We start from the raw sequence: 21934 nt of genomic DNA on the forward strand, positions 1-21934 counted from the left end.
GCGGATGCGGGAAAAACGCGCGCGAGCGGCCGCGGGCGCGCAAATCCGTCGGCGCGCCGCCGTTTCATTCGTCTTCGTCCAGCGGAATCGGAATCGTGAGCCCGCGCTTGACCACGCCCAGCGCGACATTGGTGGTGAAACGCTTCACGTTGGGGTTGTCGCCGACCAGGCGCGCCATCAGCGTGTCGTAGGTCTCGGTGTCGGGCGCGGTGATGACCAGGACGAAGTCGGCCTCGCCGGTCACGTAGAAGGCCTGTTGCACGTGCTCCTGCGCCGCCAGCCATTGCCGCAGCTGGGCCAGCAGTTCGGGGCGCTCGCGTTCGACCTGCAGCGAGACCACGAAGAAGGTCGGGCGCCCGACCTTCCTGGGATCGACCACCGCCGCGTCGCGCACGATCACGCCTTGCTCGCGCAGGCGGCGCAGCCGGCGCTGCACCGCCGACGGCGACAGGAACACCTGTTCGGCCAGCCGTTCGGCGGTTTGGTCGGCGTCTTCCTGGACCAGGTTGAGGAGCTGGCGGTCGAATCGGTCTAAGGACATACGGGTTCCGGAACTTGCATGCAACGCGGAAAAAAAGCGCGGGACCGCATTGGTTCGCGGCCAAACCGCGAGAGTGCGCTCCTAGGATGCTAGCTCCAAATCACAGACCCGGGCCATGGATTTTTCCGCATTGCACAGTTTCATCGCGCGCCGCTGGCAGGACGACCTGCTGCCGGTGCTGAGCGAGTACATCGCCATTCCCTGCCAATCGCCGGCGTTCGAGCCCGACTGGGCCGAGCGCGGGCATATGCGGCGCGCGGTGGCGCTGATGACCGACTGGGCGCGCGAACGCCTGGCCGAGGTGGCGGGCGCGCGCGTGGAGGTGGTGACGCTGCCGGGACGCACGCCGGTGATCTACATCGACATTCCGGGTGAGGGCGACGCGCCGGTGTTGATCTACGGACACTTGGACAAGCAGCCGCCGATGCCGGGCTGGAGCCAGGGCCGCGAAGCCTGGACGCCGTCGCTGGAAGGCGAACGGCTCTACGGCCGCGGCGGCGCCGACGACGGCTATGCGCTGTTCGCCGCGATTCTGGCGATCCAGGCCTTGCATGCGCAGGGCCTGGCGCATGCGCCCTGCGCGATCCTGATCGAGGCCTGCGAAGAGTCCGGCAGCGGCGATCTGCCGTACTACGTCGAGCACCTGGCGCCGAGACTGGGCACGCCGGCGGTGGTGATGGCGCTGGATGCCGGCTGCGGCAACTACGAGCAACTATGGCTGACGACCTCGCTGCGCGGTCAGGTCGCCGGTACGCTGAGCGTGCGCGTGCTGGAGCAGGGCGTGCATTCGGGCGATGCCTCGGGCGTGGTGGCGTCCTCGTTCCGGATCGCGCGGCGTCTGCTCTCGCGTTTGGAGGATGCCGACAGCGGCGAGATCGCGGGCGAGTTCCACGCCCCGATCCCGGACTCGCGACGCGCGCAGGCGCAAGCCGCCGCCAGCGCGCTCGGCGACGGCCTGCACGCGCAGCTGCCGCTGAGCGCCGGCCTGCGTCCGGTCCACGCCGATCCCGCCGAAGTGGTGCTCAATCGCGCCTGGCGACCGCAGTTGGCGGTCACCGGACTGGACGGCCTGCCCGTGGTGGCCGATGCCGCCGCGGTGATGCAGCCGGCGATCGGCCTGAAGCTGAGCCTGCGCTTGCCGCCCACGCTGGACGCGCAGGCCGCGGCGCTGCGACTGAAAGCGCTGCTGGAATCGCAGCCGCCTTACGCCAGCGAAGTCGTGTTCCGCATCGACATGGTCTCGCAGGGTTGGCACGCGCCGGAGACCGCGCCCTGGCTGGGCGCGAGCCTGGAGCGGGCCTCGCAGACCAGCTTCGGCGCCGGCCTGGCCCTGATCGGCGGAGGCGGCGGAATACCGTTCCTGGCGATGCTGGGCCAGCGTTTCCCGGCCGCGCAGTTCGTGGTCACCGGCGTGCTCGGCCCGCAGTCGAACGCGCACGGCCCCAACGAATTCCTGCACCTGCCGACCGCGCAACGCATCACCGCCGTGGTCGCGCAACTGCTGCACGATGCGCGCCTGGCCCAGGCCGACGGCGCGGCATCGGCCGCTCACGCATAAGTTCGTTCTTCCCTCGGAGTCCTGCCATGAAACTGCTCTACCAGACCCATTCCCCGTACGCGCGCAAAGCGCTGGTGTTCGCGCACGAAGCCGGCATCGCCGATCGCATCGAGGTCGTGCACCACGAGACCAGTCCGACCTTGCGCAACGAGGAGGTCTACGCCGCCAACCCGCTGGGCAAGGTGCCGGTGCTGCTGCGTCCGGGCCTGCCGGCCCTGTTCGACTCCGACGTGATCTGCGCTTATCTGGACACGCTGCACGAAGGACCGCGCCTGATTCCCGACCAGGGCGAAGCGCGCTGGCAGGCGCTGCGCCTGCAGTCGATCGCGCAGGGCCTGGGCGATGCCGGCATCAAGGTGCGCTGGGAGACGGTGCGCCGGCCGCAGGCGCTGCGCTATCCGGCCCTGCGCGAGGGCTACACCGGCAAGCTGGTGGCCAGCTACGACTGGCTGGAAAGCGAGCTGGATACCGACGGCCCGATCCACATCGGCCATATCGCCCTGGCGACGGTGCTGGGCTGGCTGGAGTTCCGCTCCCTGCCGGACTTCCGCGCCGGGCGCCCGCGCCTGAGCGGCTGGTTCGATGCGTTCCAGGCGCGGCCCTCGATGCGGGCGACGCCGCTGTCGGGCGAAACCCAGGACTGAGCCCTGCGCGGGAACAGGGCGGCCGCCGGGCGCCGCCCTGTGCGATCACTGCTCCAGCAGCAGGTATTCGCCCTTGGGCCCGTAGCGCTTGGCGTTCGCGTCCACGCGCGCGCACAAGGCCTGGCCGCAGCGGCTGAGCGCGCCGGACTTGGTCGCGCTCAGGATGTCGCTGGCGAATTCGGCGCGTTTGACTTCGCGGCCGCTCTGCCAGATCAGGTAGCCGGCGCCGCCGGCGGCGAGCATGGCGCCCAGGCCCAGGCCGATCAGGCCGGTCCAGATCAGCGACTTCTGTTCGCGCTTGAGTTCGCGGCGCTGCTCGTCCAGCTGCTGCAAGGTTTTTTCGGCGTTGCGCGAGACTTCGCGCAGTGCCGCGGCGGTGTTCTGCAACTGCTGGCCGTACTGCACCGAGGCCGAGCCCACGCCCTGCTCGATGGCCTCGCGGGTCTGCTCGCCGACGCTGGCGACCAGATCGCGGGTCAGCAGCTGGGCGTTGGTCTCCCAGACATCGGCGGTGCGCTTGAGTTCGGTCGCGCTTTGGGTGAAGCGTTCGGTGGCCTTGTCGCAGACCACCTCGAACATCTTGGCGACGCCCATCAACTGGACGGCGAACAACTCCAGATCCTGTTTCTCCATCTTGCGCTTTCTCGTCCTGCTGTCAGAGCCGCGGCGTCATGCGGCGTTCGGGGCCGTCGTGGCCGTTCGGCGGCAACGTGGGCGGCGTGGGCGTCGTCGGGTCGGCCGGCTTGTCCTGCTGGCGTTGTTCGGGCGGCGCGGCGGCGGCCTGCGCCTGTTCGCCGCCGCGGCGCTGCAGCTGCTGGCCCTGCTCGGACGCCAGGAAGCTGCCGCCGACCGCGCGCGCGCCGTCGACGTCGCCGTTCACCGCGGCCTGGCCCAGGCGCTGGAACAGCGCGCGGGGGTCGGCGGCGATCGGCGCGGGATCGGCGGTCAGGCGCGGCTCCGGCGAGGGCCGCTCCGGCGGCAGCGGGCCGATCGCGACCGGACGCTGCGGGAAGCGCCCGTTCATGTCCTCGTCGCGCGGCTCGTTGTTGTGCGGGTCGGACACGCGCTTGTCCGGCGTGAGCCGGGTCATGCGGTCGCGCTGGCCGTCCTTGTCGAAATCGGAGGTGCGGTAGAACCACTGATGCTCTTCGGAGCGGTGGACGACGTTCATTTCCGGCGCCGAGGGCAGGGCGCGCTTGGCCAGGAACGGCTGGTCGCTGAGCGAATTGAGGTAGTCGACCATCAGGTTGCCGCTGCGCACCGACAGGCCGTTGAGCGCGTAACTGCCGCCGATGTCGCTGTGTGCGCCGCCGACGGTGACGTTGAGGAAACGCCCGTTCTCGCTGACGCCCGGGTCCAGCACGCTGGTGGACTTGAACAGGTTGCGGCGCTCGTCCTCGGCGGTGATCTGGAAGCCCGACAGCACCGAGGGCGGCTGGCGGCGGTCGTGCTTGCGCGGCTCGCCGGTGCCGACCGGATCGAACAGGGCCACGGCCTGCGGCACTTCGTGCGGCGGCACCAGCGCCTCGCCGGTGTAGCGCACTTCCTTGAGATGGCCGAACAGGTTGCGGTCTTCCACGCGCCCCTTGGGGTCGTGGATGCCGCGCTCGTCGACCAGGCGGGTGAAACCGGCGGCCTGCTCGGCGCCGCGGCTGAAGCCGACGCTGACCACGCGAATCTGCGCGTCCGGATCTTCGGCCAGCCACTTCTTGCTCTGGGCGGTGAGGCGCACGTACATCTCTTCGATGCGGTCGTCGTAGGAGCTGCCGCTCATGCTGTCCAGGCCGCCCTTGAGCGCGTTGTCCTGGGTGCCCGGGCCTTCGACATAGTCCACGCGGATGTTGGACATGCCGCGGCTGTTGGCGGCCGCGGTCTGGCGCACCACATCGGCGATGTTGGTGTGATTGGTCGGCGCATCCTTGAGCATGCTGTTGCCGGTGCCGTCGAAAGCGGCGATGAACAGCCGTTCGTGCGGGTTCGAGCTGTGCAGCAGCACCGGCGTGGACAGCCGCGACAGCGCCTGACTGGCCTGGTCGTAGCTGGCCAGGTCGTGGGCGTCGGCGGGGTAGGTGCTTACGCCGTCCGGGCCTTTTTTCTTCTTGTCGTCCGTCATCGCACTACTCCTTTAGTACGTATGGCTGAACACCAGGACCGGATCGTTGCGGAAGTCGCTGTGTTTGTTGCCGGGGATCTGCAGCTCGCGGGTATGGACCATGGCGCGCATGTAGACGTTGACGGTGCGGTCGTTGACCTCGATCAGGATCTCGGGATCCTCGGCGATCACGCCGGCGCCTGCGAGTTCGGCGCTGGGCACGTTATGGCGGATCACCCGATCCTCGAACAGGCCGGGGATGTCGATCGTGGCCTCGTGCGCGCTGCCGTCCTTGGACCGCCAGCTCAGCTGCGCGGGCCCGGGGAAGTTGCGGATCGCGGCCCAGGGCGCGGCGATGTACTTACGGTAGTCGTTGCCCAGCGAGGCCGAGGACGGCGTCTTGGTCTCGTCGGAGTCGCGCAGGGCGTACTCGCCGTTGTAGAGCACGCTGCAGCCGAAGGTGTCGTAGGCCGCGGCGCCGAAATCGTGCTGGGCGAAGGTCAGCGGCCGGCTGGCGTCGGTCTTGTTGGGCGCGACGTAGGCAGGTTGGGTGGACATGGCGGGTTGGCATCCTGTTGCGAATAGGACGGAAAGCGCGAGCGCGCGAGCCAGGACGGCCAGGCGCGAACGAAGGGGTGGAGCGTGGGCGCGGCGGCGGGCGGCGCGGGGCGGTTCGCGGTCCGGAGCGGGACCGTCGTGGCGGCCGCGGGCGCGTTCGCGTCCGCCTGGGCGGGACGCGGTGCCCTGGCCTGGTATTGGATCCATTCCCCCTCCCCTGGAGACCGTCGCCGCGGTCCATCGCCGGCAGCATCGCCCGATGGTAGCGCAGGCACGCTGCGGACACACGCCGGCGTATCGTGGGAGGAGACGCAGGTCCGCTTGCGTTCCCGTGGCGGCGGGTCGGAGAACGGGTCGCAGGGTCGTGCGGCGCTCAGCTTCGCTCGGCTATGCTGTTTCTCCCTTCCACCGCACCCGGAGGCGGCCATGGCAACCGGCTGGGCAGGCGACGGCGCCGTGCAGGACCAGATCGACGCCACCATCAAGGACGCGATCAAGCGCGCCCGCGACCAACTCCCGCAGGGCCCCGGCCTGGAGCGCTGCGAAGAATGCGACACGCCCATACCCGAAGCCCGGCGCAAGGCGATCCCGGGCGTGCGCCTGTGCGTGAGCTGCCAGGAAGCGCACGACCGCGAGCAGGGCGCGGTCGGCGGCTACAACCGCCGCGGCAGCAAGGACAGCCAGCTGCGCTGAGGCGCGGGAGTGCGACGCCGCCTTTCCGCGCTGCAGCAAGGCCCCGAACTTTCGCGGTGATAGTCTGAATACCTGTCCATCCAAGCATGGAAGGCGGTGTCCGGGCTGTCTGGTCGATCTGGCCATATCAGGATGGCGCCGCGAATACAGGGGGAAAACATGGGTCGTAACAAGTACGCGAGGGCGTCGGTCCTGGTGCTGTTGGTGGTGGCCGCAGCAGCAGCGACGGTGGATGCGCACAAGCTGTCGCCGACCGGTACCGCCGAAGAGCGGCGGCTCAGCGGGGTGCAGGGCAGTTGGATATCGAGTTTGGAGCGCAGCGCCGCCGGCTTCGGATTGAAAGCCTTCGGCGAGCCGGTACACGAGGAAATCACCAACCGCATCTACGGTTGCGACGGCAACATCTGCGACGGCCTGGACAGCACGCGTGCGCCGGCAGGAGTGCTGGCGGGGGTACGCTGGAACGACGATCCCCCGTTTCGCATCAGCAGTGGCGAAGGCAAGGGCACGCACTGCAAAGTGACGCAAACCATCCGTTTCCAGACCCAGCCCTATTGCTGGTACCAGCTTTTCGACGACGCCAACGATCGGGCCGGAGCGGGCGCCGTATTCGATGCCCAGTCGCGTTCGGCGATGCTGTATCGCACCCATTTCGGCGATCTGCAGTTCCTGCATGCCATGGCGTCCGCGGATGGCGTCGGCGCCGCGAAAACGCAGGAGCTGATGCTCGATTGGGCCGAATTCAACTGGCGCGTGATGCGCGGCGAATATCGCCTCGAAACCCGCTTGAAAGAAGTGCCCAACGAGACGATACGAAGCCGTTTCGGGCGCACCGACTGGTACCTGCAGGACCTGTACACCCTGGGTAGCCCCGGATTGCGTCAACACATCCGCGACATGGCCTTCGGCAGCATTCTGCATACGCTGCAGGACAGCTTCGCGGAGGGACATGTGGAGCGCGCCAGCGCGGTGCCATCGCGTTCGTGCGCGATAGCGGGGGCCCAGGTGGACGCGCCCGGCCTGATCGTCGAGTTCCACGCCTACAACCGCCAGGACCACGACCTGCATGCGCAGGCGGACAGCCGCGGCGCGCTGGAGGCGCATCTGCAAGACGATCCCGATGTGGTGGACCTGGGTCGCCAGTTGTTGAGGGCGTATCGGAGCGATCGCTCCTGGGAGGAAGTCGAGCCGTTCTTCGAATGCGTCTATGCCTTGAGCGATTCCGCCCGCGACGCGACCTCCGGCGACCGTTTTGCCAAGTGAGCCGTTCCGGACAGTGCCGACGGCCGGCCGAAGGACCCGGGTCGTCGCGCCCATGTAAGGCTGCCTGTCGATAACCGGGTGTAGCGGCGATCGGCTTCCTGCGCGGGCCGCCGCCGACGGGCCGGAGGTCCGGTGCTCGCTCCTGTTGCGGGTCCGCGCATCGGCGAACCCAGGCCTTCGGCACATACGGATGCGGCGAACGCCGCCTATGATCCGGCCACCATCCGAACGCGGGGAGTTCCGGCATGTCCTCCAGCCTCGATCACGCCTCGCGCTCGCCCGACTGGGCGCAGGTCCTGTTGGGCGGTCTGCTCGTGGCCCTGGGCGACATGGCGTTCGCCGCCACGCTGTGGTTCGGTTGGGATGGTCCCGGCACGGTGCGTCTGTTCCAGACCATCGCGGTAGGCGTGCTCGGCCCGGCCAGTTTCGACGGTGGCCTGCAGGCGGCCGGGCTCGGCGTGCTGCTGCACCTGTTCATGGCGACGATGTTCGTGTTGGTCTACACCCTGGTCGCACGCCGCTATACCGGCCTGGTGTCGCGTGCCTGGGCCTACGGCATCCCCTACGGCGTGGCCCTGTACCTGGTGATGAATTTCGTGGTCCTGCCGCTGTCGCGGGTCAACGCCACGCCCTCGTTGAAGCACCTCGATTGGATCGCCTGGAGCGTGCTCGCGCATATGCTGTTCGGCGTGATCTGCGTGGTTTTCGCCAAGCGCGCGCTGCGGCGCTGACGCGTTCGAGCAAGCGGGTTCGAGATTTGTGCTGTCCGCCGCCTGAGCGGGGACGGACCGTCGATGCTGATCGACCGTTGACCTGAGAAGCGCGCTCGCTGCCTGGTGTTCCTATACGGAGCCGTTCTCGCACCACCTGCATGTCTGCCGCCAGGTGGCGCCGCGGCAAGCTTGCCGCTTACTATCGGGTGCGCCAGTTGGAGCCGTCACCACATGAACCCACCCCGTCATCCCGGCGCGCGCAGCGCCGGCCGCCGCCGCCCCGCGCGGCCCCCGCGCCGCGCCGAAGCGCGTTCCCAGCGTCTTATGCCAGGCGAACTGGCGTGGTACGCGACCGGCCGTTTCTACCTGGCCGACGACAACAGCCTGGCCGACTTCGGCTATTTCCTGCATCTGTCCGGCATCGACGCGCCCTTGTTCGACGGCGCGCAGGGCGAGACCACGGCGCATTTCACTTTCGCGGCGCGGCCGTTCGAGGCCGGCAGCGTGATCAACGGCGCCTTGAACCTGGGCCTGGATCCGGTCGGCGAGTTCTCCATCTATCTGCAGCGCGAACCGGCGGCGAGCTTCGACGATCCTGCCTCGTTCGCGCTGGGCGAGCGCGTCGCGACCTTGCGGCGGACCGGCATGGTCGTGGGCACCACGGTGGAGCAGGGCATCGGGCCCGCCCAGGCGCCGGTGCTGGCGTCGAACGTGTTCTCGGCCTGGCTGCTGGAAAGCCGCGCCTTCGAGTTCGGCGGCCGCCGTTACGACCTGGCCCAGATCCTGGGCGCGGGCGTGACCCAGTTCGGCACCGCCGCCGGCACCTCGGCGCCGATACCCGCCGGCTACAAGGCGGCGGTGCCCTTCACCGGCTCGGCCCTGGCCTTGGGAACGAAATAAGCCGGGCGAATCGCGGGCCCCTCTTGTCCTGATTGCCGCGCGTGCTGCGTTGGTGATCGGTGGCGCCGGGAACGGCGCGGCGCGGGCTGCCGGCCCGTCATCACAGGGAGTGAGGCCGTGAAGAAGGCATTCGCGCTGGCGCTGATCGCGCTGCTGGGGCTGCTGGGATACTGGTGGTGGCGCGGGTCGGCATCGCGGCAGGCCGACTCGCCTGCTTCCGCATCGAGTTCCGTGCTCGCAGCCTCGGACCCGGCCAGCGCGCCGCTGGTGCCCGGCTGGCCGCAGGGCGACGCCTTGCGGGTGGCCTTGAAGCCCGATCCGGGCGCGCTGTCGCTGAGCAAGGCGCTGTACCGCAACGGCGATGCGGTGCTGGAGCAGCGCTGGCCCGACGGCAGCACCGAGCGCTGGTGGTATCCGCCGTCCGCACCATCGCGCTACATCGGCCGCGACGGTCGCGAAACGGTAGCGGGCAGCGGAGCGGCGCCGTGAGCGCGGGGCCGGTCATCGCGCGCAGGCTGCTGCCGGCGATACTGGCGCTGGCCTGCGTGCCCGCTTACGCGCAGGTGCAATGTCCGTCGCCGCGCGCGGCCGGCGACCCGCTGCGCAAGATCAACGAAGGCTTTGCCCGCAACGTCACCGAGCCGCTGATCCGCAACAATGTCGGGGGCCTGGGGCCGGTGCTGTGGACCTATATCGCCGGCCAGGCGCGCGCCGAAAGCCTCGGGGGCAAGGTCGATCCGGCCGGCAATCACACGGTCAAGTCCGGCAACAATCTTTGGAACGTGCAGCAAGACCCGAAGCCGGGCTGCGCGCAGACCACCATCGTCAACTGCAAGGTGAGCAATCAGGCCAAGCCCTTGGCCGCATCCAAGGCCGAGGCATTGAAGTCGCCGATAGCCACGCCGTGCTGGATCGAGAACGGTCAGTCCATGCAGGCGGTGACGGTGTGCTTCCCCTCCTATCCGACCCTGAAGGACGCCGCCGACGGGTATCTGGCGTTCCGGCCGTCCTACACCGGCCAGCTCAAGGCCATGGCCCAGGCCGGCGCGCCGGGCATCGACGAATTCCTGCAGCACCTGGGCGCGACCGGCTGGTCGTCGCGGATGCGCGCCGATCCGGACAAGTACAAGCAGGAAACCCGCGACAACATCGACGAGGCCTTGCGCGGCATCGCCGAACGTCGCGACAGCGCCGAGAGCGAACTGGCGCAGACGCAGCAGGCGATCGCGGCCTGGTGCGGGGAGCAGGGCGGCGCCGACGATCCGGCCCGGCGCGCAGCGCTGCGACAGCAGCAGGACGCGCTTTTGGAACGGCTGGCGCTATACGACCAGGTCTGCCTGCGGCCCTCGTCCAACGGCAGTCCGACGCCCACGCCCCGCCGCAACGATGCGATCGACACTTGCCGCAAGCCGGATGCCGCGAAGCCGCCCGCGCCGTCCGGCGTGGCGCCGACCGGACCGACGCCGGCGGGTGGCGGCGCCGACGCCCATGGCACCCAGCACGGCGGCGGCGTGGTCGGCGAGCCGCACTACATCGCGCCCAGCGGCGCGGTCTTCAGCACCCAGCGCGCCGGCGAGTTCTGGCTGTTGCGCAGCGCGCGCGACGCCCAGATCCAGGTGCGCCAGGAACCCTGGCACGGCAGCGCCTCGGTGGCGGCGGTCACCGCGGTGGCGGTGCGGGCCGGCGCGCGCCGTATCGGCGTCTATGCCGACGGCGTGCGCGTGGACGGGCAACCCTTGCGGTGGCAGGGCGGTTTCGTCCAGCACGATCTCAGCGGGGGCCACGCGCTGGGCGTGTGGGGCGCGCAGGCGCGGCCGGACGTGGTCGCGGTGATGTGGGCCGACGGCAGCACGCTGCGCGTGATTCCTCACGGCAGTTGGATGGATGTCGACTACCGGGTGATGCGCGGCATCGACACGGCCGCGGACGCGGGATTGATCGGGCGCGCCGACGACGATCCGCGCCACGATTTCGTGCCGCGCTCCGGGGTTCCCCTGGTCCAGCCCGACGCGATCGGGATCGACGGTTTCGTGCAGAGCTGGCGCATCGCCGCGCAGGAATCGCTGTTCGACTACGCGCCCGGCCGCGACGCGGCCAGCTACGACCTGCGCGACTTCCCGCGGGCGCCCGCGGCACCGTCGCCCGCGGCCCTCGCGCAGGCGCGCGAGGCCTGCATCGGCGCGGGCGTCGCCGCGTTCCTGCTCGATGCCTGCGCCTTCGACCTGGCGGTCACCGGCGAGCGCGGCTTCCTGCGCTCGCATCAATTGGGTTCGCAGGCGCTGGGCCGGATCGGCGCGCCGGCCGAGACGGCGGCGCGCAGGACCGGCCCGGCCGAGTTCTTCCAGGCGCGTTGGACGCCCGATATGGATCGGGCCGTCGCCTTGGCGAACGGCCATACGCGCACGGTGGCGGTCGAGGCCGGGCAACGTACGACCTACCTGATCGACATCGCCAAGCCGGACGTCGGCGACCTGTTCGTGCTATCGCACCAGATGAGCTGCATAGGCGACCCGTACGACGGCAAGTCGCCGGGCTATCAATTGTTCGATGCGAGCGGCCGCGCCTTGTCCAAGGCCCTGGCGATCTGCTCGGACCTGTACTCGGGGCCGATCCGGCCCGGCAAGTACTATCTGGTCATGGTCGGCGCCGGTTCGGGCGAGGCCGTTACGGTGAAGTTCGAAGCCTTCCACAATTAGAGTGCGCGGTCATCAGCGCCGCGTTTGCCCCGAGGCGCAGCGTGCGCAGACCTGCGCCGGCGCGCCATGACGCAGCGCGATCGGCAAGGCCTCGCGGGCCTGCGCGAAGTCGCCCAGATGGATGCGATACAGGGGCAGGCGCGGGCAGCCCAGCGCATGCACTTCGTATACGCCGTTGGGCTGCGGCGTCCGGTTGAGGTAGTAGCTGGGCATGTCGCGCTCCGGCGATCTCGACCGCGCACTGTGTATGGCCTGCGTCTCGCCGATTGAGACGCCGGGGCGCAGGAATCGGATATCGCGCCCTGCCTGCAGGGATCAGTGCCCCATCGCCGCACGAGCGGCCCTTCCCGGGTAGCCCCACATGCACGCAAGATTGCAAGACAAGATCGCCATCGTCACCGGTGCCAGTTCCGGCATCGGCCGCGCCACCGCGCTGTGCTTCGCCCGCGAGGGCGCCAGGCTGGTGCTGGCCGCGCGTCGCGGCGATCTGCTCGAGGCCCTGGCCGCCGAGATCGCGGCGGCCGGCGGCGTGGCCACGGCGCTGGCCGGCGACGTGCGCGACGAGGCGTATGCGCAGGCCCTGGTGCGCTGCGCGGAACAGCGCTACGGCGGTCTGGATATCGCCTTCAACAACGCCGGCGTGCTCGGCGCGCAGGCGCCGACGCTGGAGCTGTCGCGCCAGCAGTGGCAGGACGTGCTCGACACCAACCTCACCGGCGCGTTCCTGGGCGCCAAGCATCAGCTGCCGGCCTTGCTGGCGCGCGGCGGCGGGTCGCTGATCTTCACCTCGTCCTTCGTCGGCGATACCGCGGCATTCCCGGGTGTGGCCGGCTACGCGGCGAGCAAGGCCGGGCTGCTGGGCTTGAGCCGCTCGATCGCGGTGGAGTTCGGCGCGCGCGGCGTGCGCAGCAATGCGCTGCTGCCCGGAGCGACCGACACGCCGGCCTATCGCGAGTTCGGCAACAGCGAGGAGGCGCGCCGCTACATCGCCGGGCTGTACGCGCTCAAGCGCGTGGCCGGGCCTGAAGAGATCGCGCAGGCCGCGCTGTTCCTGGCCTCGGACGCGTCTTCGTTCGTCACCGGCAGCGCGCTGGCGGTCGAGGGCGGGGTGTCGGTCAATCGCACCTAGCGCAAGCCCGCGATCGCGCCGGCGTCGCCTTCAGTCCATGCCCGGGCCTGCTTGGCCGCCCCAATCGCCCGGGTCCACGTCCGCGATCGACTCCGAGAAGATCCAGCGGTGCCCGCCCGGGTCGAGCGCGCTGTACTGGCGCTCGCCATAGGGATAGTCGACCGGCGGCCCGCCGGTGCGGGCACCGGAGGCCTCGACCCGGCGGTAGTGCGCGTCGACGTCGGCCACCCGCACCATCACCGCGTGCCGCGACTGCGGCGGTTGCTCATCGCAGGCCTGCGGCAGGCCGACCACGATCACCGCGCCGTCGCCCAGCACCAACTGGGCGCGGTGCTCGCCTATGCGCAGGCGCTCCTGGAATCCGAACCAGCGGCATAGCCACTGCGCCGCGGCGCGCACGTCGGGATAGGCCAGCTCCGGGATCACGCCCGCCGCCGGCATGGAGCGGTTGCCGGGCAGGGCGGTGGGGCGTTCGCGTCGTGACATCGATACGGGCTCCTGATCGATCGCAGGGGCGGGCTCAGTCGCCACCGCCGTCGCCACCGCCGCAATCGCCGCCACCGTCGTTGTCGCCGGCGCTGCAATCGCGATGGCCGTCGTTGCCGTTGCCGGACGAGTTCCAGTCGCTGCCGGAACCGCTCCAACTGCTGCCGCTGTCGTAGCCCGGGCCGGAACCGCTGTCGCTGGTCAAGGTCGCGTTGCGGCGCGCGCTGGTGGCGAGCAGCACCCCGACGATCAGCACCGCCAGGCCGATCAGCCAATGACTGGCCAGCGCCAGTACCGCGCCTGCGACGATCGCTGCGAATCCCATGAGCCTTTGCAGCATCGGTGCATCCCCTCCGATCCGGCGCGGTCCGCGGTCGGGCCGCAATTGCGCGCATTGTCCACGGTTTTGCGGTCGCCGGCGGTGCCGGCCGGCGGGAGGTCGGGGCCAGGCGGTGGGGCCGGCGGAGCGGTCGCCGGAAGCCTCGGTGCGCCGCCCGGATCGCGGGATTCCGCTCCGGTATCCGCATCGGCCCGGCCGGTTTCGAAGCCGGTCCGGACCCGGCTGCCGATCGGCGCCGAAACGACTCGGCGCAAGCTCGTTGGCGGGGATAGGCAGGATCGCGTGCGGGTTCTATGCTGCTCGTGCGGACGCAGCCGGTTGTTGCGACGGCGCCCGCAAATCCCCCCACTCCTTCCACTGTCGCGCGCTGCTGCCGCTGCGCGCCGCAACGCTATACGAGTCTGCGCATGAGTCGCCTTCCCGGTCTGGATCTGCTGCGCGCCATCGCCATCGTCTGGGTGATGCTGTTCCACTCCTATCTGGTCGGCGGCGTGGGCGAGTTCTGGGGCGAGGTGGTCACGTACGGCTGGATGGGCGTGGACCTGTTCTTCGTGCTCAGCGGTTATCTGATCGGCGGCCAGCTGCTCAAGCCGCTGAGCCAGGGGCAACCCTTCCGGCCCGGCGACTTCTACCTGCGCCGCGCGTTCCGCGTGCTGCCGGCGTTCCTGGCGGTGCTGGCGCTGTACCTGGCTTGGCCCGGTTTCCGCGAAGCCGAAGGCATGCAACCGGTCTGGCAGTTCCTCACCTTCACCCTGAATCTGCTGATCGATTATCAGCACAACAAGGCCTTCTCGCATGCCTGGTCGCTGTGCGTGGAAGAACACTTCTACCTGGTATTCCCCTGGCTGGCCTGGTGGATGACGCGACGTCCCTCGGCGGCCAGGTTCCTGAGCGTGTGCGCCGCGGTCCTGATCGCCGGCCTGGCCCTGCGCGGCTACGTCTGGCTCTACGAAATGGCGCCGGTGCGCGGTCTGGAACATGTCGAACGCAGTTTCGGCCAGCGCTTCGTCGAGGACATCTACTACCCGACCTGGATGCGCCTGGACGGCCTGCTCTGCGGCGTGGTGCTGGCGACCGTCCAGGTCTACCGGCCGCAGCTGTGGGCCGGACTGCAGCGCCGCGCGAACGCGTTGCTGATCGCGGGCCTGGCGATCGTCGCGGTCGCCATCGCGCTGTTCGACGAGCGCACGGCCCTGCTGCCCACGGTGATCGGCTACCCGCTGCTGTCCGTCGGCCTGGCCCTGCTGGTCGCCGCCGGCGCCAGCAGCGCGGGCTGGCTGGGCCGCTGGCGCGTACCCGGCGCCGGTTGGATCGCGCTGGCCTCCTACAGCCTGTACCTGATCCACAAGCCGGTGTTCCGCCTGGTGGAAACCCATCTGGGCGCGCAGTTGGAGGGTAGGGGCTGGCTCGCCTTCGCGGTGTACGCGATGGCGACGCTGGCGGCGGGGGCGCTGCTGCACTACGCGGTCGAGCGGCCGTTCCTGCGCTTGCGCGAGCGTTGGTCGCGGTTGCGGGCGCGCGCCGGCGCAGCGCTGCCGGCCGCCGGCTGATGGGCGGGTTACTGGTCTATGCTTCGGGCGCGGGTCCGAAGCCGATCCGATGCACACAGGGGGGCGCCCGGCAGGGCGTGTAGCGCGATGCGGACATCGATGAGCCGCCGCCATTGCGGCCTGCGGGAATCCTTGGTTGGCCGGTGGCGGAACCCGGCCATGCTGCTGGCGACGGCGCTGCTGCTGGCGTCGGTTGCGCTGGACGCTGGCGCGATGCGCAAGATCGACCCGGGCGAAACGCCGAAGCTCGCCTCCGACGAAGGCTTGCTGGCGCTGGCGGTCGACACGAATGCCTTCATCAGCAGCGTGCACGTGCGCAAAGCCGGGCGTGGGCCGATCGAGGGCGTGCTCAACGGCATGGGCGGCGGGCGCAATCTGCAGCTGTACGCTCTGAAGGCGGGCGAGTACGAATGGGCAGAGCTCAACATGTACCGCGGCGACTACCGCTACCGCTACACGATCAAGGATGCCGAGTATCGCTTCCGGGTCGAGCCCGGCAAGCTCAACTACGCCGGCGATCTGGTGCTGCGCAGCGCTGGCGTGTCGCGCACCTACATGCATGTTTCGAACCGATCGCTGCCGGTGATCGATTGGCTGGAAGACCAGTACCCGGCGATCTACGCCGAGTACGGCCTGTCCTATGTCGGCTTTTACCCGGACCCGTTCCCTGCCTTGTACCGCCGTGCGCGCGCCGGCAACGCCGAGCCGCCCGCCAAACTCAACGCCGGCCGCGAACCGCCCAAACCCGGAACCTTGCCGATCCCGGCCGAGCAGATGTGGCGGCCCAACCGGGTGGTCGACGTCGCGCTCAATCCCGCCGGGACCCTGCTGGCTGAAGTGGTGCGCGAAAGCGAGAACCGTTATGGCCTGGAACTGATCGATCTGGTGGCCGGCAGCGCCCAGCGCTTGACGACGCGCAGGGACGCCATCGATTCGCTGCTGTGGGAAAGCGACGGCATCCTGATGGCCGGCGACGGCGCCGGCCACTATTCGGTGATCCGGGTAGGACAGGCGCAAGGCGGAAAGCGCGTCGCGCAGGTGTTGTCGATGGACGGCAAGGGCGAGATCGTCAACCTGCTGCCCAAGGAACCCGGCGTGATCCTGTTCGAAGGCTACGACAGCCGCGGCACCCTGGTCGTGCATCGCGTCGATCTGACCGTCGGCGATCGCGACGTGCGCGGCTTCGTGACGGCGCCCACGCGCGATCGCCTCAACAAGGGCGTGAGCAACGATCTGGGCTGGTATGCCGACGGCGAGGGTCGCCTGCGCGCGGCGATCGTCAAGCGCGAGGATCGAATAGTCCTGCTGCACGGCAATGTCGGCCAGTACCAGGAGGTGCTGGAACTGGACAAGGAGGACGGCTTCCAGCCCTTGGCGCTGTCCTTCGACGGCGACCTGATCTACGGCCTCAGCGACGAAGGGCGCGATCAGCGCGATCTGGTGGTGTTCGATCCGGCGAGCAAGAAGATCGCGCGCACGCTGTTCAGCAAGCCGGGCGTGGACGTGGTGTCGCCGGTCCTGGACCATCGCCGCGAACCGGTGGCGGTGCGCTATTACCAGTCGGGCCGCCTGGTTACCGAGTACTTCGACGAGAAGGACCGCACGCTGGGCGCGACCCTGCAGGCGGCCTATCCCGGCCGCACCGTCGCGGTGATCGACCGTAGCCTCGATGGCAAACAGCTGATCCTGTGGGTCGATGGCAGCGACCGTCCGCCGCAGATCTATCACATGGATATCGTGGCCAAGCGCGCTTCGCTGATCGACGAGGTGGCGCCATGGCTGGCCGAGAAGCGCTATGCGCCGGCCAAGGTGCTGTCGGTAAAGGGCAGCGACGGCCTGGCGATCGAAGCCTTCCTGACCCTGCCGGAAGCGGCGGGCAAGCGACCGCTGGTGGTGCTGCCGCATGGCGGACCGATCGGGGTGGGCGATCGGCTGCACTTCAATCATGAAGTGCAGTATCTGGCTTCGCTGGGCTATGCCGTGCTGCAGGTGAACTTTCGCGGTTCCGACGGCTACGGCAAGGCCTTCCGCGAAGCGGGCCATCGCAACTACGGCAAATTGATCGAGGACGATATCGATGCGGCGGTGCGCAGCGCGATCGCGTCCTATCCGATCGACGGGGAGCGTCTGTGCGCGGTCGGCACCAGCTACGGCGGCTACTCCAGCCTGGTCTCGGCCATGCGTTGGCAGGAGCGGTTCCGCTGCGTGGTATCGATCTCGGGCGTCAGCGACCGCGCCTTGTTCTTTACCGCCAGCGACAGCGCACGCTCGGCCCAGACCCGCGCGCTGATGGAGCGCATCATCGGCGACCCGCGCAAGGATCTGGCCGAGATGGAGGCCACGTCGCCCCTGTACAATCTCGACAAGCTCAAGCTGCCGATCATGCTGGTCCACGGCCGCGAGGATCTGCGCGTCGACTTCGAACACACCCGTCGCCTGGTACGCATGCTCAATCTGGCCGGGCGGCCGCCGGTGGTGCTCGCGTTCCCGGGCGAAGGCCACAGCTTTGCCCAGCCGCTGGCCTTGGAAATGACCTGGTCGGGCATCGCGGGGTTCCTGCGCGAACATCTCGATCGCCCCCAGGCCGGAGCGACGACGGCTGCCGGGGGCGGCGCCACGACGCCTTGAGGACGCCAAGCCGCGTCCATGTGCAAATCCTTGACGAGGCCCGCGAGCCGGTCTTCGCCTTGACCTGCCAGGCGTTGCGAGCAGCCGCCAGTCCGCTTTGCCGGCCTTCTGTTTCCGTCGTGCGGCGATCGAAACTTGCTGGTTCGCGGTTAGAGTTCGATATCGCCGATTCCTCAGGAACTTCTGCATGCGTGTGCTGTTCGTTGCGACTGTCTGGCTCCTGATGCACGGCCTTCATGCGCCCGCGTGGGCCGCGGAGCCCGCGGCCGCCGTCGAAGCGGTGCCGGCGCACCGCAGCTTCACGATGGAAGCCTCCGCAACGAAGGAAACGCGGCACATCAACGTCTATACCCCGCCGGGCTACGACGCGGCCAAGGGCACGCGCTACCCGGTGCTGTACATGCCCGACGGCGGCTTGCAGGAGGATTTCCCGCACGTGGCCAGCGATGTCGACGCGGCGATCCGGGCCGGGGAGATGCGGCCGGTGCTGGTGGTCGGCATCGAGAACACGCAGCGCCGGCGCGATATGACCGGGCCGACCGAGTTCGCCGAGGATCGCAAGATCGCACCGGTGGTGGGCGGGTCGGCGCAATTCCGCGCTTTCATCGCCGACGAGCTGATGCCCGCGATCGGCAAGCGTTATCGGGCCGGCGACGAAACCGCGATCATCGGCGAGTCCCTGGCCGGGCTGTTCGTGGTCGAGACCTTCTTCGAGCAGCCCGGGCTGTTCGATGTCTACATCGCGATGAGTCCCAGCCTGTGGTGGAACCAGGACGCGCTGGTGCGCGGCGCCGAGACGCGTTTGAAGGCGGGCGGCTTCGGGCCGCGGAGCCTGTTCCTGTCCTCGGCCGACGAGGACAACATCGCGCCGCAGACGGCGCGGCTGGCCGATGCGCTGCGCGCGGCGGCGCCGGCCGGGCTGAGCTGGCGTTACGATCCGCGACCGGACCTGTCGCACGGCACCATCTATCGGGCGCTGTCGCCGCGGTTGCTGCGCGATGCGTTTCCGCCGCAGACCGCCGCGGGTTCGCGGCAGGCCAAGTGAGATTGGAATGAGATATCCGCGCGTACCGATCGGTTTGGGCCTGGCGGGCTTGCTCTGTGCCGCAGCGAATGCGGGCGCGCCCGCGAAACCCGCGGCCTCGGCGACGGTGCTGCCCTTGAGCGCGAAGGTCGAGGGCCTGGGCTACGCCGAACTCAGCGCGCGCTGGTGGCGCTGGACCGACCGGTTTCCGGGCGGGATGGAGCCTTATCGCGATCCCGACGGGCGCTGGTGCGCACTCGCCCAGTCCGGGCCGGTGTGGTTCCTGGCCGGGACCGACGGCAGCGCGAACCTCAAGCGGCGTTGCTCGGTGCCGATCGGCAAGCACGTGTTCCTGCCCATCATCAATCTGTACCAGCGCACCCGCTATCGGATTCCGGCCGCGCGGCGCGCCGCGGAATGCCGGTCCCTGCTGGACGGGCTGGCCTCGAGCAACGACGCGCTGCGCAGTGCGGTGGTGCTGATCGACGGGGTAAGGGTGGCCGATCCCAAGCGCTATCGGGTGCGCACCGAGCGTTGTTTCGATGCGTTCGGCGACGAGGACGGCGACGCCGCGGTGATCGCGGCCAGCGACGGTTACTGGTTGCTGTTGCCGCCGCTGAAGCCGGGCCGGCACAGCCTGGTGGTGGGCGCGAACTACGGGCGCGGCGCCGCGGACGACGACGGCTACGGCAACATGGTGCAGAACTTCGAGTACGTGCTGGACGTCGGCGGCCCGACCTACTGAGGCCCGCCGTCGCGCCGGCGTTGCCCGGCGCCGCCTGGACTATTCGCGCTTCTGCGCCGCGATGCTGCGTGCGCAGGCCGCCGCCCGGTCCGTCAACAACTCGCGTTCGCGCGCGTTGCGGGTAAGCGAGGCTGCGCGCTTGAACTCGACGTGGGCCTCGCCGTAGCGGCCGAGCTTGGCCAGGAAGTCGCCGCGCACGCTGGGCAGCAGGTGGTAGTTCTTCATCGACGGTTCGTCGACCAGGGTATCGGCCAGTTCCAGGCCGGCGGCCGGGCCGAAGGCCATGGCCAGGGCGACCGCGCGGTTGAGTTCGACCACGGGCGAGGGCGCCAGCTGGGCCAGGGCGTCGTAGAGCGCGGCGATACGCGCCCAGTCGGTTTCGTCGGCGCTGCGCGCACGCGCGTGGCAGGCGGCGATCGCGGCCTGCAGCGCGTAGGGCCCGCGCGCGCCGCCGAGTTTTTCGGCGCGCTCCAGCGCGGTCAGGCCGCGGCGGATCAGGACCTGGTCCCAGCGCGCGCGGTCCTGGTCCAGCAGCAGCACCGGTACGCCGTCTGGGTCGACGCGGGCGCGCGAGCGCGAGGCCTGGATTTCCATCAGTGCGGCCAGGCCGTGCACCTCGGGTTCGCGCGGCACCAGTTCGGCGACAATGCGGCCCAGGCGCAGGGCTTCGTCGCACAGCGCCGGGCGCATCCAGTCGTCGCCGGCGGTGGCCGAATAGCCTTCGTTGAAGATCAGGTAGATCACCGCCAGCACCGAGGCCAGGCGTTCGGCCAGTTCGTCGCCGCGCGGCACTTCGAAGGGCACGCGGGCTTCGGCCAGGGTGCGCTTGGCGCGCACGATGCGCTGGGCCACGGTCGGTTCGGGGACCAGGTAGGCGCGCGCGATCTCGTCGGTGGTCAGGCCGCCGAGCAGGCGCAGGGTCAGGGCGACCCGCGCTTCGGTCGACAGCACCGGGTGGCAGGCGGTGAACACCAGTCGCAGCAGGTCGTCGCCGATGTCGTCGTCGATGGCCGCCTCGAACGCGGCCTCGGCGTCGTCCTGCCAATCCTCCAGTTCGTAGCCCAGTTCCTCGTACTTGCGCTGCTGCAGCTTGCTGCGGCGCAGGCGGTCGATGGCGCGGTGCTTGGCGGTGGCCATCAGCCAGGCGCCCGGGTTGTCGGGCACGCCGGTCTCGGGCCAGCGCTCCAATGCCGCGACCAGGGCGTCCTGGGCCAGTTCCTCGGCCAGGCCGACATCGCGCACCATGCGCGCCAGGCCGGCGATCAGGCGCGGCGATTCGATCCGCCAGACGGCGTCGATGGCACGGTGGGCGTCTTGGGTCATCGGATGCGGCCGTCGGTTCTTGGGGCTATTTTTCGGACAGGGTCTTGAGCGCGGCCAGGCCGGTCTCGAAGTCGCGTCCGATCATACGGTCCATGTCGACGAAAACGCCCATGAGTTTGGTCATGTAGGCGGCCGGGCCCTGCATCGACCAGGTCACCCGGGTGCCGTCGGCCTGCGCGACGGCAGTGAACTCGGCGAGATTGCGGCTGACGAAGGGCTTGCTGAAATCGAGCTCGATGGTGGTGCGGTCCGGGCGGGCATCGGTGATCCGCATGCGTCCGGTGCCGGCCTTGCCTTCGGCTTCCCAGGCATAGGTCGCGCCGAGGCCGCTGGGGGCGCCGCCGATGTCGCGCCGCATCGCCGGATCGAGCTTTTCGTAAGGCGACCAGTCGCGCCAGCGATGGAAGTCGTTGACGTGGGCGAGGATCTTCTCGGCCGGGGCCTGGATCAGCAGGCTGCGTTCGATCCGCAGAGTGTCGGGGCGCGTCGCGGCGTAGATCAGCACGGCGACGACGAGCAGGCCGAGCAGGGACAGGATGATGGCGAGCATGTGGGCGGGTTCCGATTAATTGCGCTGGCCGATGTCGTTCTGCAGGTCGCGCAAACCGCTCGCGGCTTGCTGGACATCGGCGGGGAAGTCGTCGAATTCCTGGACCTGGCGGATCTCGATGACCTCGTTCTCCGCGGCCGGGCAACGCGAGGCCCAGGCGATCGCTTCGTCCCTGGAGGCGACCTCGATCATCCAGTAGCCGCCCAGCACTTCCTTGGCTTCGCTGAAAGGACCGTCGGTGACCTTGGGCTTGCCGCCGGGGAAGGACACGCGCGCGCCCATCGAGGGCGGGTGCAGGCCGTCCAGCGAGATCAGCACGCCGGCCTGCTGCAGGTCTTCGTTGTACTTCATCATCGCCGCGACGCGGTCGGCGGGCGGCATCGTGCCGGGCTCGGCCTGTTCGTAGCCGTGGGGAATCATCAGCATCATGAAGCGCATGGTGCGTCTCCTGTGGTGGCGCAAAGATTTGGGGCGGCGGCGGGCGCGGCGAGGCTCGCCGCG

23 protein-coding genes are annotated in these 21934 nt (G+C 69.5%); 13 read left to right on the plus strand and 10 right to left on the minus strand.

The window, feature by feature from the left end; genetic code table 11:
* Window positions 1-64 precede the first annotated feature (64 nt).
* A complete protein-coding gene (locus V1318_RS17395; RefSeq protein ID WP_332941001.1) occupies window positions 65-541 on the minus strand; it encodes an Lrp/AsnC family transcriptional regulator in 477 nt (158 codons plus the stop codon).
* Between the two features lie 115 nt (window positions 542-656).
* Between V1318_RS17395 and V1318_RS17400 the strand changes: the two genes are divergently transcribed.
* Both V1318_RS17400 and V1318_RS17405 read left to right on the plus strand, forming a co-directional pair.
* Entirely contained in the window at window positions 657-2099 is a 1443-nt protein-coding gene (locus tag V1318_RS17400) for a M20/M25/M40 family metallo-hydrolase (protein WP_332941002.1), read from the plus strand.
* A 26-nt stretch (window positions 2100-2125) separates the two neighbouring features.
* The gene (locus V1318_RS17405; protein WP_332941003.1) at window positions 2126-2743 is read left to right on the plus strand and encodes a glutathione S-transferase; all 618 of its coding nucleotides are present in this window, start codon (window positions 2126-2128) and stop codon (window positions 2741-2743) included.
* A 45-nt stretch (window positions 2744-2788) separates the two neighbouring features.
* On the opposite strand, the gene V1318_RS17410 is transcribed toward V1318_RS17405, so the two are convergent.
* The 3 genes from V1318_RS17410 to V1318_RS17420 are packed head-to-tail and all read right to left on the minus strand — an operon-like array spanning window position 2789 to window position 5393.
* Window positions 2789-3376: a hypothetical protein gene (locus V1318_RS17410; RefSeq protein ID WP_332941004.1), complete on the minus strand. Its 588-nt coding sequence runs from the start codon at window positions 3374-3376 to the stop codon at window positions 2789-2791.
* 22 nt (window positions 3377-3398) lie between these two features.
* Window positions 3399-4856, minus strand: coding sequence for a DUF2235 domain-containing protein (locus tag V1318_RS17415; protein ID WP_332941005.1), 1458 nt, complete (start codon window positions 4854-4856; stop codon window positions 3399-3401).
* Window positions 4857-4868: 12 nt separating this feature from the next.
* Window positions 4869-5393: a hypothetical protein gene (locus V1318_RS17420; RefSeq protein ID WP_332941006.1), complete on the minus strand. Its 525-nt coding sequence runs from the start codon at window positions 5391-5393 to the stop codon at window positions 4869-4871.
* A 426-nt stretch (window positions 5394-5819) separates the two neighbouring features.
* On the opposite strand from V1318_RS17420, the gene V1318_RS17425 reads away from it, so the two are divergent.
* The 6 genes from V1318_RS17425 to V1318_RS17450 all read left to right on the plus strand — a co-directional run bounded on the left by V1318_RS17425 (window position 5820) and on the right by V1318_RS17450 (window position 11658).
* Window positions 5820-6086 carry a DksA/TraR family C4-type zinc finger protein gene (locus V1318_RS17425; protein ID WP_332941007.1) on the plus strand — a complete coding sequence of 89 codons (267 nt, stop codon included), beginning with the start codon at window positions 5820-5822 and terminating at the stop codon, window positions 6084-6086.
* 159 nt (window positions 6087-6245) lie between these two features.
* A complete protein-coding gene (locus tag V1318_RS17430; RefSeq protein WP_332941008.1) occupies window positions 6246-7349 on the plus strand; it encodes a hypothetical protein in 1104 nt (367 codons plus the stop codon).
* Window positions 7350-7594: 245 nt separating this feature from the next.
* Entirely contained in the window at window positions 7595-8080 is a 486-nt protein-coding gene (locus tag V1318_RS17435) for a hypothetical protein (RefSeq protein WP_332941009.1), read from the plus strand.
* 213 nt (window positions 8081-8293) lie between these two features.
* Window positions 8294-8962 carry a hypothetical protein gene (locus V1318_RS17440; RefSeq protein ID WP_332941010.1) on the plus strand — a complete coding sequence of 223 codons (669 nt, stop codon included), beginning with the start codon at window positions 8294-8296 and terminating at the stop codon, window positions 8960-8962.
* A gap of 117 nt (window positions 8963-9079) precedes the next feature.
* The gene (locus tag V1318_RS17445; RefSeq protein ID WP_332941011.1) at window positions 9080-9451 is read left to right on the plus strand and encodes a hypothetical protein; all 372 of its coding nucleotides are present in this window, start codon (window positions 9080-9082) and stop codon (window positions 9449-9451) included.
* Window positions 9448-11658 carry a hypothetical protein gene (locus V1318_RS17450; RefSeq protein ID WP_332941012.1) on the plus strand — a complete coding sequence of 737 codons (2211 nt, stop codon included), beginning with the start codon at window positions 9448-9450 and terminating at the stop codon, window positions 11656-11658. Before V1318_RS17445 ends, V1318_RS17450 begins: the two co-directional genes overlap by 4 nt.
* Window positions 11659-11670: 12 nt before the next feature.
* Here the strand turns inward: V1318_RS17450 and V1318_RS17455 are convergent, their stop codons facing one another.
* Window positions 11671-11871, minus strand: coding sequence for a hypothetical protein (locus V1318_RS17455; protein ID WP_332941013.1), 201 nt, complete (start codon window positions 11869-11871; stop codon window positions 11671-11673).
* A gap of 148 nt (window positions 11872-12019) precedes the next feature.
* Here V1318_RS17455 and V1318_RS17460 point away from each other — a divergent pair, with 148 nt between their 5' ends.
* Window positions 12020-12787 (plus strand): SDR family oxidoreductase, encoded by a 768-nt coding sequence (locus V1318_RS17460; protein WP_332941014.1) that lies wholly within the window; start codon window positions 12020-12022, stop codon window positions 12785-12787.
* A gap of 30 nt (window positions 12788-12817) precedes the next feature.
* Here the strand turns inward: V1318_RS17460 and V1318_RS17465 are convergent, their stop codons facing one another.
* The gene (locus tag V1318_RS17465) at window positions 12818-13273 is read right to left on the minus strand and encodes a VOC family protein (RefSeq protein WP_332941015.1); all 456 of its coding nucleotides are present in this window, start codon (window positions 13271-13273) and stop codon (window positions 12818-12820) included.
* Window positions 13274-13307: 34 nt separating this feature from the next.
* Complete coding sequence (locus V1318_RS17470) at window positions 13308-13598, minus strand: hypothetical protein (RefSeq protein WP_332941016.1); 291 nt, start codon at window positions 13596-13598, stop codon at window positions 13308-13310.
* 422 nt (window positions 13599-14020) lie between these two features.
* Here V1318_RS17470 and V1318_RS17475 point away from each other — a divergent pair, with 422 nt between their 5' ends.
* From V1318_RS17475 to V1318_RS17490, 4 genes are all read left to right on the plus strand, one after another.
* Window positions 14021-15163, plus strand: coding sequence for an acyltransferase (locus V1318_RS17475; RefSeq protein WP_332941017.1), 1143 nt, complete (start codon window positions 14021-14023; stop codon window positions 15161-15163).
* A gap of 159 nt (window positions 15164-15322) precedes the next feature.
* A complete protein-coding gene (locus tag V1318_RS17480; RefSeq protein WP_332941018.1) occupies window positions 15323-17791 on the plus strand; it encodes a S9 family peptidase in 2469 nt (822 codons plus the stop codon).
* Window positions 17792-17978: 187 nt separating this feature from the next.
* On the plus strand, window positions 17979-18836 hold the full coding sequence (locus V1318_RS17485; protein WP_332941019.1) for an alpha/beta hydrolase-fold protein: 858 nt from the start codon (window positions 17979-17981) through the stop codon (window positions 18834-18836).
* 106 nt (window positions 18837-18942) lie between these two features.
* On the plus strand, window positions 18943-19560 hold the full coding sequence (locus V1318_RS17490) for a hypothetical protein (protein ID WP_332941052.1): 618 nt from the start codon (window positions 18943-18945) through the stop codon (window positions 19558-19560).
* Window positions 19561-19599: 39 nt separating this feature from the next.
* Here V1318_RS17490 and V1318_RS17495 read toward each other — a convergent pair whose 3' ends face one another.
* From V1318_RS17495 to V1318_RS17505, 3 genes are read right to left on the minus strand one after another with little or no spacing between them, the layout of a single operon-like run.
* A complete protein-coding gene (locus tag V1318_RS17495; protein ID WP_332941020.1) occupies window positions 19600-20883 on the minus strand; it encodes an RNA polymerase sigma factor in 1284 nt (427 codons plus the stop codon).
* Between the two features lie 25 nt (window positions 20884-20908).
* On the minus strand, window positions 20909-21433 hold the full coding sequence (locus V1318_RS17500) for an SRPBCC family protein (RefSeq protein WP_332941021.1): 525 nt from the start codon (window positions 21431-21433) through the stop codon (window positions 20909-20911).
* A gap of 15 nt (window positions 21434-21448) precedes the next feature.
* Window positions 21449-21871 carry a YciI family protein gene (locus V1318_RS17505; RefSeq protein WP_332941022.1) on the minus strand — a complete coding sequence of 141 codons (423 nt, stop codon included), beginning with the start codon at window positions 21869-21871 and terminating at the stop codon, window positions 21449-21451.
* Between the last annotated feature and the right edge of the window lie 63 nt (window positions 21872-21934).

It is taken from the genome of Lysobacter sp. CCNWLW3 (assembly GCF_036697405.1).
GTDB lineage: Bacteria > Pseudomonadota > Gammaproteobacteria > Xanthomonadales > Xanthomonadaceae > Lysobacter.

Bases quoted from the DNA above. Each gene is read 5' to 3' on its own strand.
- V1318_RS17395 (WP_332941001.1), bottom strand. From the start codon at position 541: ATGTCCTTAGACCGATTCGACCGCCAGCTCCTCAACCTGGTCCAGGAA.
- V1318_RS17400 (WP_332941002.1), top strand. From the start codon at position 657: ATGGATTTTTCCGCATTGCACAGTTTCATCGCGCGCCGCTGGCAGGAC.
- V1318_RS17405 (WP_332941003.1), top strand. From the start codon at position 2,126: ATGAAACTGCTCTACCAGACCCATTCCCCGTACGCGCGCAAAGCGCTG.
- V1318_RS17410 (WP_332941004.1), bottom strand. From the start codon at position 3,376: ATGGAGAAACAGGATCTGGAGTTGTTCGCCGTCCAGTTGATGGGCGTC.
- V1318_RS17415 (WP_332941005.1), bottom strand. From the start codon at position 4,856: ATGACGGACGACAAGAAGAAAAAAGGCCCGGACGGCGTAAGCACCTAC.
- V1318_RS17420 (WP_332941006.1), bottom strand. From the start codon at position 5,393: ATGTCCACCCAACCTGCCTACGTCGCGCCCAACAAGACCGACGCCAGC.
- V1318_RS17425 (WP_332941007.1), top strand. From the start codon at position 5,820: ATGGCAACCGGCTGGGCAGGCGACGGCGCCGTGCAGGACCAGATCGAC.
- V1318_RS17430 (WP_332941008.1), top strand. From the start codon at position 6,246: ATGGGTCGTAACAAGTACGCGAGGGCGTCGGTCCTGGTGCTGTTGGTG.
- V1318_RS17435 (WP_332941009.1), top strand. From the start codon at position 7,595: ATGTCCTCCAGCCTCGATCACGCCTCGCGCTCGCCCGACTGGGCGCAG.
- V1318_RS17440 (WP_332941010.1), top strand. From the start codon at position 8,294: ATGAACCCACCCCGTCATCCCGGCGCGCGCAGCGCCGGCCGCCGCCGC.
- V1318_RS17455 (WP_332941013.1), bottom strand. From the start codon at position 11,871: ATGCCCAGCTACTACCTCAACCGGACGCCGCAGCCCAACGGCGTATAC.
- V1318_RS17460 (WP_332941014.1), top strand. From the start codon at position 12,020: ATGCACGCAAGATTGCAAGACAAGATCGCCATCGTCACCGGTGCCAGT.
- V1318_RS17465 (WP_332941015.1), bottom strand. From the start codon at position 13,273: ATGTCACGACGCGAACGCCCCACCGCCCTGCCCGGCAACCGCTCCATG.
- V1318_RS17470 (WP_332941016.1), bottom strand. From the start codon at position 13,598: ATGGGATTCGCAGCGATCGTCGCAGGCGCGGTACTGGCGCTGGCCAGT.
- V1318_RS17475 (WP_332941017.1), top strand. From the start codon at position 14,021: ATGAGTCGCCTTCCCGGTCTGGATCTGCTGCGCGCCATCGCCATCGTC.
- V1318_RS17480 (WP_332941018.1), top strand. From the start codon at position 15,323: ATGCTGCTGGCGACGGCGCTGCTGCTGGCGTCGGTTGCGCTGGACGCT.
- V1318_RS17485 (WP_332941019.1), top strand. From the start codon at position 17,979: ATGCGTGTGCTGTTCGTTGCGACTGTCTGGCTCCTGATGCACGGCCTT.
- V1318_RS17495 (WP_332941020.1), bottom strand. From the start codon at position 20,883: ATGACCCAAGACGCCCACCGTGCCATCGACGCCGTCTGGCGGATCGAA.
- V1318_RS17500 (WP_332941021.1), bottom strand. From the start codon at position 21,433: ATGCTCGCCATCATCCTGTCCCTGCTCGGCCTGCTCGTCGTCGCCGTG.
- V1318_RS17505 (WP_332941022.1), bottom strand. From the start codon at position 21,871: ATGCGCTTCATGATGCTGATGATTCCCCACGGCTACGAACAGGCCGAG.